Consider the following 9,178-nt stretch of genomic DNA (forward strand, 5'->3'; position numbering starts at 1 on the left):
CTGATTCACGCGACCCAGAGGGGGCGCGGATGACCAGAGGGGGCCTCGGCGAAACGAAATGAACGGGAACTAAAGAAACCTCAGATGACGCCCTGGGCGAGCATGGACGCGGCGACCCGCTGGAAGCCGGCGATGTTGGCACCGGCGACGTAGTCTCCGGCCACACCGTACTTCTCGGCCGCGTCGAACGCCGCCTGGTGAATGTCGCGCATGATCTCGCGGAGCTTGTTCTCGCTGTCGTTGAACGTCCAGCGCTGACGAGCGGCGTTCTGGCTCATCTCGAGCGCAGAGGTCGCAACTCCACCGGCGTTGGCTGCCTTGCCCGGTGCGAACAGCACGCCGGCGCGCTGGAATGCCGCGACGGCATCCGGAACACAGGGCATGTTCGCACCCTCGGACACCGCACGCACGCCGTTGGCGATGAGCGCTTCGGCGTCGGCGAGGCTGACCTCGTTCTGCGTTGCAGAGGGAACGGCGATGTCGACCGGGACGTCCCAGACGCTGCCGTCCTCGACGAAACGCGCGCTCGCGCGACGGTTCGCGTACTCGACGATGCGGCCGCGCTCGACCTCTTTGATCTGGCGCAGCAGATCAAGATCGATACCCGCGTCGTCGACGATGTAACCAGACGAGTCGGATGCCGTGACGGCGGTCGCACCGAGCTGGCAGGCCTTCTGGATGGCGTAGATCGCGACGTTTCCGGAGCCGGAGATGCCGACGCGCTTGCCCGCGAGGGAATCACCGTGCACAGCGAGCATGTCCTCAGCGAAGAACACCGCGCCGTATCCGGTCGCTTCGGTGCGCACCTCGGCGCCGCCCCAGCCGGTGCCCTTGCCGGTGAACATGCCCGACTCGTGACGGTTCGTGATCTTGCGGTAGGAGCCGAACAGGTAGCCGATCTCGCGGCCGCCGACGCCGATGTCACCGGCGGGAACATCGGTGTGCTCTCCGAGGTGGCGGTACAGCTCGCCCATGAACGACTGGCAGAAGCGCATGACCTCGGCGTCGCTCTTGCGATGCGGGTCGAAGTCGGATCCGCCCTTGGCGCCGCCGATGCCCTGACCGGTCAGAGCGTTCTTGAAGATCTGCTCGAAGCCGAGGAACTTGATGATCGACAGGTTGACCGAGGGGTGGAATCGCAGGCCGCCCTTGTAGGGGCCGAGCACGGACGAGAACTGGATGCGGTAGCCACGGTTCACCTGGAGTTTGCCCGCATCATCGATCCACGGCACGCGGAACATGATCTGACGCTCCGGCTCGACCAGTCGCTCCAGGATGCCGGCGTCGACATACTCCGGGTCCTGTTCGAGGACAGGGGAGATCGTTCCGAGAACCTCGTGCACGGCCTGCTGGAACTCGGGTTCGTGCGGGCTGCGCGCCAGGACCGTATCGAACACGGGCTGGACGGACTCGGTGAGCGGGTGAAATTCAGTGAGAGTTGCGGTCACGCGGGACGGCTTTCTGGTGATGTGGCTGAGGGGCGCGATCGTGTCGCGAGAAGTCGTGCGCTGGATCGAGCGCGAAGCTTCACTTTACCCCGGGGTCTTCGATGGCGTTGCCACCGGGTGGTTCACCCGGTGTTCTGCAGGCCTGCGGCGACGCCGCTGACCGAGAGCAGCAGCAGGCGGCGCTGTTCTTCGTCGGCGCCCGATCCTTCGGATGCTGCGGACCGCAGCTCGCGCAGGGCGCGCAGCTGCAGCAGCGAGAGCGCATCGACGTACGGGCTGCGCAGGGCCACCGCGCGCTGCAGGATTGGCTTGTTCTCGAGCAGGCCCGGGCCGCCGGTGAGCCGGACGACCCATTCCTTGGTCAGGGCCAGCTCATCGAGGACGAGATGGGCGAGATCGTCGCGGTCGCCGAGGGCGAGATACTGGCGGGCGATGCGCTCGTCGGTCTTCGCAAGGCTCATCGCGACGTTGTCGATCATGGTGTGCAGCAGCGGCCATTCCCGGTACGCCTCGATGAGCAGCGCCTCGTCTCCGACGGCTTCCAGCGCTGTGCCCAGACCGAACCAGCCCGCGAGGTTGATGCGTGCTTGCGTCCACGCGAACACCCACGGGATCGCCCGCAGATCTTCGAGGGATTCGACGGAGAGTCCGCGGCGCGCGGGCCGAGACCCCAGAGCCAGGAGACCGATCTCCTCCATCGGGGTGACCGTGGCGAACCAGGGCGCGAAGCCCTCCGCCTTCACCAAGGAGAAGAAGCGCTCGCGGGACGCGGCATCCATCGTCTTCGCGGCGTCGGCGAACCGTGCGGCAGCCCCGCTCGTGCGCTCCTCGACGCTCGGCGAGGACGCGAGCAGAGTGGCTGCGGCGACCTGGTCGATGTGGCGCATGGCGATCGCGGGCTCGCCGTAGCGGGCGAAGATCGTCTCGCCCTGCTCGGTGAGTTTGAACCGGCCATCGACGGAGTGCGGTGGTTGCGCGAGGATCGCCGAGTTCGCCGGTCCTCCGCCGCGCCCGAGAGCGCCGCCGCGGCCATGGAACAGTGTCAGCGCGATGCCGGCATCCTGAGCCCACTGCGCGATCTTCTCCTGCGCTGCGTAGAGGGCGAGGTTCGCGGCGACGGGTCCGACGTCCTTCGACGAGTCGGAGTACCCGAGCATGACCTCCAACCGGTTGTCTGTGGCCGCCATCCTGGCGCGGAACTCCGGGAACTCGACGACCTCGGCGAGGATCCCCGGTGCCGCCTGCAGATCGGCGAACGTCTCGAACAGCGGGACGACATCGAGCACGGGCACGTCATCGCCGAGCGCATGGCGGGCGAGTCGGTGCACGTTCGCGAGATCCTCGGCCGACTGCGTGAACGAGACGACGTAGCGACCGGCGGCGCGCAGGCCGTAGGTGCGCTGGATGTCCGCGACTGCGCGGAAGACCTCGAGCACCTCGTGTGTCTTCTCGCTGAGCTCGCCGCCGGCCTCGAGCTCGGCCAGCGCCTCGCGGTGTACCTGCGAGTGCTGGCGCACCTCGAGTTCGGTGAGATGAAATCCGTAGGTCTCGACCTGCCAGATCAGGTGCTGGATGCCGCCGAAAGCGTGTCGTTTCGCCCCGGATGCCGCGAGCGACTGCTGCACGGCGCGGAGATCCGCGAGCAGCTCTTCAGGAACGGCGTAGCCGCCCGCAGTGCCGAGACGCTTCGCGGCGACGCGGTGGGCGAAGGAGAGCACGACACGGCGGTGCGGCTCTTCGGGGGAGCGTGCCGCGATCTCGTCAGCCGTGTCTCGCTGAGAGGTGGTGAACGCTTCCCAGAGGGCAGTGACTTCGTCGCTCGGCGGCGTATCCACAGCGTCCAGAGTGAGGGTGCGGCCGATCCGGTCGAGCGCGCGCTCGAGTCCGCGAAGCACGTGGTCGGAGGCGATCTGCGCAGCCTCGCGGGTGACGGATGCCGTCACGAACGGGTTGCCGTCGCGATCACCGCCGACCCAGGAGCCCACGCGGACGAATGCGGGGACGACCGGGGCGCTCGCGCCCGAATCCTCACCGCGCAGGGCATCGTCGATGCGGCGGTACACGTGCGGGACGGTGGTGAACAGGGTCTCATCGAACACCGACATGACGGTGCGCACTTCGTCGGTGGGGGACGGCTTCTGCGCGCGTAGAGGAGCGGTGCGCCACAGGGTGTCCACTTCTTCCAGCATCCGCCGGTTGGCGCGGTGCTCTTCGGCGCCGCCGACGCTTGCCGCGTCGTGCTCGCCGAGCAGCTCGGAAAGACGGCGGATGCTGCCGGACACAGCGCGTCGGCGGGCCTCGGTGGGATGCGCGGTGAACACCGGGTGGAAGCGGAGGTCTCCGAGGCGTCGCTTCGCCTCGTCATCGCCGACCTCACGGCGCAGTTGTGCGTACGCGGCTGCGACGGTGTCGGTGGCATCATCCCCGCCAGGGCGGCCGGCGCGTTCGCGCAGCACCCGCACCCGCTGATGCTCCTCGGCGAGGTTCACCAGGTGGAAATAGCAGGTGAAAGCACGAGCGACCTCGTCGGCCCGTTCGATCGTGAACGACTCGGCGATCTCGGTCGCGCGCTCGAAGGCCTCGGTGCCGAGCGTTTCGGCGCCGGTCGCGGGAGAAGTTGCCTCTTCGTACGCCTGAATCGTCGCCAGGCGCAATCGTTCGACGTCTTCGAACAGTCCGGGGCTGCCGCACTCGCGCAGCACCTGGCCGAGGAGGGCGCCGAGCATGCGAACATCGGCACGCATCTCGTCGGGAATCCCTCGCCCGGCTTCGAACCGGCCGATAACGCGGATGGCCTCTGTGTGTGTGGGCTCTGTGTAAGTAGGGTCCGTGGTCACCATTCGAGGTTAGTCGCGCGTCGCGGATGCTTCCGACCACGTGACGATCTTGGGCGGTGGCGGCATAGCATGGAGCGGATGTCTGACTCCCGAAACCTTCTTCGTTCGCAGCAGTTCCCGGCGGTGCTGCTGCTCGTTGCGGCGGCCCTCGGTCTCGTGCTCGCGAACCTTCCCGCGCACGATCCGATCGCGACGGTGCTCGATGCCCACATCAGCATCCCGGGAACGGGCATCGACATGTCTGTGGCGCACTGGATCTCGGACGGACTGCTCGCGATCTTCTTCTTCGTCGTCGCGATGGAGCTGCAGTACGAGCTGACTCGCGGCGAGCTGAACTCCTTCGGCAAGGCGCTGCAGCCGGCGATTGCCGCAGCAGGTGGCGTGCTCGTGCCGATCATCATCTACCTCCTGATCGCGGGCGACGGCGCCACCGCATCCGGGTGGCCGATCCCGACCGCGACCGATATCGCCTTCGCGCTCGGTGTGCTGGCGGTGTTCGGCAAGGGCCTGCCCGCGGCTGTGCGCGTGTTCCTGCTTGCGCTTGCGATCCTCGACGACATCATCGGCATCATCTTCATCGCCGTGCTCTTCGCGCACGACTTGAACTGGCTCTTTCTCGTGCTGGCGATCGTGGGCGTGGTCGCCTTCGGCTTCCTGTCGCGGATGCTGCCGAGCAAGCATTCCGGAATCATCATCACCGCGATGATCGTGGTCGGAGTGGTGGTGTGGGCGCTTGTGCTGCTCTCCGGCATCCACGCGACGATCGCCGGAGTCATGCTGGGGCTCGCCATCGCGCAGTCGCCGTCGATGCGGGCCCGTCATGTGCTCGAACCCTGGGTCAACGGCGCGATCTTGCCGATCTTCGCGTTCGCTGCCGCGTTCGTCGTCATCCCGGCCGTCGCCCCCTCGGAGCTCTCGCCGGCATTCTTCGCCATCGCCGTGGCGCTGCCCGCCGGCAAGATCATCGGCATCACGGTGTTCGGCTGGGTTGCCGTCCGCGTGGGCTCGAAGGGCAAGAGTCCCACGCTGAAGATCATGGATCTCGTTGCGGCGGGAACGCTCGGTGGCATCGGATTCACGGTGTCGCTGCTGTTGGCCAATCTCGCGTTCGCCGATGATCCGGGCGTCCGCGACCAGGCGATCCTCGGTGTGCTCGTGGGTTCTTTGATCTCCGTGGTGCTCGCGGGCATCGTCGTCTCGGCCCGTGCGGCGTGGCATCGCCGAGTGACGGCCGCGAGCTCCTGATTCTCGAATCCCGATGGGAGATGCGATGACTGACATGGACACCGACACCGATGCGCTGCGCACGGCCGCCGACACGATGCGCGCGGTGCGCGAGAGGTGCGTCTGGTCGCAGCAGATCACTCACCGCGACCTCGTGCCGTACCTGATCGAGGAATCGCACGAGGTCATTGAAGCCGTCGAAGGCGGCACGCGCGCAGACCTCCGCGAGGAGCTCGGCGATCTGCTCTGGCAGGTGCTGTTCCACGCAGCGATCGCCGCTCAGGATCCGGACGACCCGTTCGACATCGACGACGTTGCGCGGACGCTGACCGAGAAGATGGTCCGCCGGCATCCGCATGTCTTCGGCGATGAAGTCGCGACGACGCCGGAAGAAGTGCTCGTGCACTGGAACGCCGCGAAGGCGGCGGAGAAGCGTGCCAGGACGAGCGTCCTCGACGGAGTGCCGCGCGGGATGCCTGCGCTCGCTCTCGCGCAGAAGACCCTGGGGAGGGCCGCACGTGTCGGGGCCGGTGATGACGTGGCGCTCGCCGCGCACGACGCGGCCGAGATCGGAGCGGCTCCGGAGTCGGAAGAGGAGCTCGGCGACATGCTGCTGATGCTCTCGGCCGCCGCCCGCGCGAACGGTTGGGACGCCGAGCGCGCCCTGCGCGAGCGGCTGCGCCTGCTCGAAGACGAGGTCCGCGCGGCGGAAGCCGGCTGACCCTTTCCCGAATCCCAGACGACATCCCTGCGCATCGGCGCGTCCTGCCGCGACACGCCACGGCCGCACCACGGCGTCTGGGATTCGGCCTCCGGCGCGCACTGCCAGCGACACCTGGAAAGATAGAGGCGTGGCTACTGTGAACCCGCCGCGCGGCATGCGCGACATCCTCCCCGCCGACAAGGCTCGTCGCGAGCGCGTGCTCGCCGTCATCCGTGAGCGCTATCTGGCGCATGGATTCGATGAGATCGAGACGCCCGCGCTCGAGGAGTACGACCGCCTGCACGCCGGTATCGGCGGCGACAACGAGAAGCTCTCCTACAACGTCCTGCGTCGCGGACTCGATGCTGACGGCATCCGCGCCGCGGCCGACGATCCCGCAGCTCTCAGCGACCTCGGCCTGCGCTACGACCTCACCGTGCCGCTCGCTCGTTTCTACGCGAGCAACCGCGGCCAGTTGCCCGGTGTGTTCCGTGCGATCCAGATCGGTCCGGTCTGGCGTGCGGAGCGTCCGCAGAAGGGCCGCTACCGCCAGTTCATGCAGTGCGACATCGACATCATGGGCGATGACTCCTCGCGTGCCGAGGCCGAGCTGATGGTCGCATCCCTCGATGCCCTCGACACGCTCGGCCTCGGCGGTGCAACGGTGCGCGTCAACGACCGGCGATTGCTGGAGTGGATGCTGGACAGCTTCGGCTTCACGCAGGATGAGCGCCCCGGCGTGCTGATCACGATCGACAAGCTCGACAAGATCGGCGTGGACGGAATCGTCGCCGAGCTCCGCGAGCGCGCCCTTCGGCAGGCTCGGGGAACAAGTTCGAAGGCGATCGACGCGTTCGAGGCATATCTGCAACGCCCGCAGACGCTGGAGTACAACCCGTTCGGCGAACGGCAGATCCGCAAGGCGCTGCCCGAGAACGCGCCGGACGACATCGTCGACCACCTGGTCGGTCTCGGTGAGGCAGTGGCTGCGGGATCCGGCCGCGATGACATCCCGCTCGTGTTCGACCCCTTCCTCGTGCGGGGCATGGGCTACTACACGGGCACGATCTTCGAGCTCGCGCACCCCTCGGTGTCGTACTCGATCGGCGGCGGCGGTCGTTACGACGGGATGATCGGAAGGTTCCTCGGCCAGCAGGTGCCGGCTGTCGGATTCTCACTCGGCTTCGAGCGCCTCGTCGATCTCGTCGAGCTGGATGCGGATGCCGAGGCTCAGGCTGTCGTGCTCGTCCACGACGCCGACGTCCCGGTCGCTGAACTCGTCGCGCACAAGACCGCGCTGCTCGCCACGGGCGGCCGCGTGCGTCTGGAGCGGCGCGTGAAGAACTTCAAGGCTCTGCTGGAGCGATCCGCCGCCGACGGCTACACGGCGTTCGCGACTGTTTTGGCCGGTGCCGAGCCCGGAACGCTGGAACTCAAGCCGCTGAACTGAGCCTGAGCCGCAGCATCCGATAGATGACGCCGATCAGGACGACGCCCGTGCCGATGAGCGACGCGAGAATCGGCAGGGTGTTCACGAGCACGAGGCATCCGAGCACACCGACGACCTGCAGCGCACGCGGGTACTTGCGGGCAGCGCCGGACTGCCGGAAAGCTGACGCGTTCGCGATCAGGTAGTAAAGCAGCACGCCGAACGACGAGAAGCCGATCGCGTTGCGCAGATCGGCGAACAACACGATGACGATCACGATGATGCCGACGACGATCTCGGCGCGATGCGGAACCTGCCAGCGCGGATGAACCGCGGCGAGAAAGCGCGGCAGATCCGACTCCCTGGCCATCGCCAGCGTCGTGCGTCCGACTCCAGTGAGCAGGGCCAACAGAGCGCCGAGGGATGCCGCGGCCGCGGCCACGCGCACGACGGGCGCAAGCGCCGACCAGCCGGCGGCATCGACGACGCCGACGAGCGGTGCGGCGGTGGTCGCGGCATCCGCGCCGAGCGTGAGCATCACGACGATCGCGATGAGCGCGTAAACGACGACGGCCCCGGTGAGGGCGAACACGATTGCGCGCGGGATGTTGCGTGTCGGATCGGTGACCTCCTCGCCCATCGTCGCGATCCGCGCGTATCCGGCGAAGGCGAAGAACAGCAGCCCGGCACCCTGCAGCACGCCGTACACGGTGGGGTCGGGCAGGGGAGCGGGGGACGTCTGCGGCGCCGTGGAGAAACCGCTGGCCACCACGATCGCCAGTCCCAGCAGAGAGGCGACGACCAGGATGCGGGTGAGCAGCGCGGTACGGGTAACGCCGAAGCAGTTGACGACGACCAGGGCCGCGACCGCGAACACCGCGACGGGCAGCTGCCAGCCTTCGGGTGCAGCGTACGCGGCGAACGTCAGTGCCATCGCGGCGCAGCTGGCGATCTTGCCGATGACAAAGCACCACCCGGCGATGAAGCCCCACCACGGGCCGATTTCTGCGCGGGCGTACGCGTAGGTGCCACCGGAGACCGGATGCACCGCGGCGAGCTGTGCGGAGGAAGTGGCATTGCAGAACGCGACGACGGCGGCGATCGCAAGGGCTGCCAGCAGGCCGGATCCCGCGACGTCGAGGGCGGGTCCCCACACCGAGAAGACGCCGGCGCCGATCATCGAGCCGAGGCCGATGGCGACGGCATCCGTGAGGGTCAGGCGGCGGGCGAGTTGCACCCGGTCATCGTGTCACGCGCAGGTGAACATCAGGTGCCCTGCGCGGCGGTGACGCGCCTCTTCTCGCGTACGTAGACCTCGCGTCGCACCTTCGCCACCACATCGCCGTCGCGATCGGTGATCTCGGTCTCGAACCATTCGAGAACCTTCACTCCGCCCTTCGCGCGGTCACGAATCTCGGCGGCGCGTTCCTTCGGGACATGGAAGTGCGCGGTGAGTACGCCACGGCCCGGCTTGATCAACTCGATCTCCCCGCGGGTGTCCCACACGACGTAGTCGCGACCGAGCTGGTGCATGACG

General features: G+C 67.6%; 6 protein-coding genes and 1 pseudogene. 3 read left to right on the top strand and 4 right to left on the bottom strand.

Annotated elements, in window-relative coordinates:
- Positions 1 to 80: 80 nt before the first annotated feature.
- Both gdhA and ACTIAO_RS02635 read right to left on the bottom strand, forming a co-directional pair.
- The gene (gene gdhA, locus ACTIAO_RS02630; protein WP_441904769.1) at positions 81 to 1,448 is read right to left on the bottom strand and encodes an NADP-specific glutamate dehydrogenase; all 1,368 of its coding nucleotides are present in this window, start codon (positions 1,446 to 1,448) and stop codon (positions 81 to 83) included.
- A gap of 122 nt (positions 1,449 to 1,570) precedes the next feature.
- Complete coding sequence (locus ACTIAO_RS02635) at positions 1,571 to 4,288, bottom strand: phosphoenolpyruvate carboxylase (RefSeq protein WP_441904770.1); 2,718 nt, start codon at positions 4,286 to 4,288, stop codon at positions 1,571 to 1,573.
- Positions 4,289 to 4,363: 75 nt separating this feature from the next.
- On the opposite strand from ACTIAO_RS02635, the gene nhaA reads away from it, so the two are divergent.
- The 3 genes from nhaA to ACTIAO_RS02650 all read left to right on the top strand — a co-directional run bounded on the left by nhaA (position 4,364) and on the right by ACTIAO_RS02650 (position 7,662).
- A complete protein-coding gene (nhaA, locus tag ACTIAO_RS02640; RefSeq protein WP_441904772.1) occupies positions 4,364 to 5,530 on the top strand; it encodes a Na+/H+ antiporter NhaA in 1,167 nt (388 codons plus the stop codon).
- Between the two features lie 25 nt (positions 5,531 to 5,555).
- Positions 5,556 to 6,230 carry a MazG nucleotide pyrophosphohydrolase domain-containing protein gene (locus ACTIAO_RS02645; RefSeq protein WP_441904773.1) on the top strand — a complete coding sequence of 225 codons (675 nt, stop codon included), beginning with the start codon at positions 5,556 to 5,558 and terminating at the stop codon, positions 6,228 to 6,230.
- A gap of 157 nt (positions 6,231 to 6,387) precedes the next feature.
- The gene (locus ACTIAO_RS02650) at positions 6,388 to 7,662 is read left to right on the top strand and encodes a histidine--tRNA ligase (RefSeq protein WP_441904784.1); all 1,275 of its coding nucleotides are present in this window, start codon (positions 6,388 to 6,390) and stop codon (positions 7,660 to 7,662) included.
- Here ACTIAO_RS02650 and ACTIAO_RS02655 read toward each other — a convergent pair.
- Both ACTIAO_RS02655 and ACTIAO_RS02660 read right to left on the bottom strand, forming a co-directional pair.
- Positions 7,646 to 8,878 (bottom strand): APC family permease, encoded by a 1,233-nt coding sequence (locus ACTIAO_RS02655; protein WP_441904774.1) that lies wholly within the window; start codon positions 8,876 to 8,878, stop codon positions 7,646 to 7,648. The two genes, ACTIAO_RS02650 and ACTIAO_RS02655, sit on opposite strands and share 17 nt — an antisense overlap.
- Positions 8,879 to 8,907: 29 nt before the next feature.
- Positions 8,908 to 9,178, bottom strand: a pseudogene (locus ACTIAO_RS02660) (tetrameric acyl-CoA thioesterase); the annotation flags it as partial.

The organism is Microbacterium sp., assembly GCF_052099035.1.
Lineage (GTDB): Bacteria > Actinomycetota > Actinomycetes > Actinomycetales > Microbacteriaceae > Microbacterium.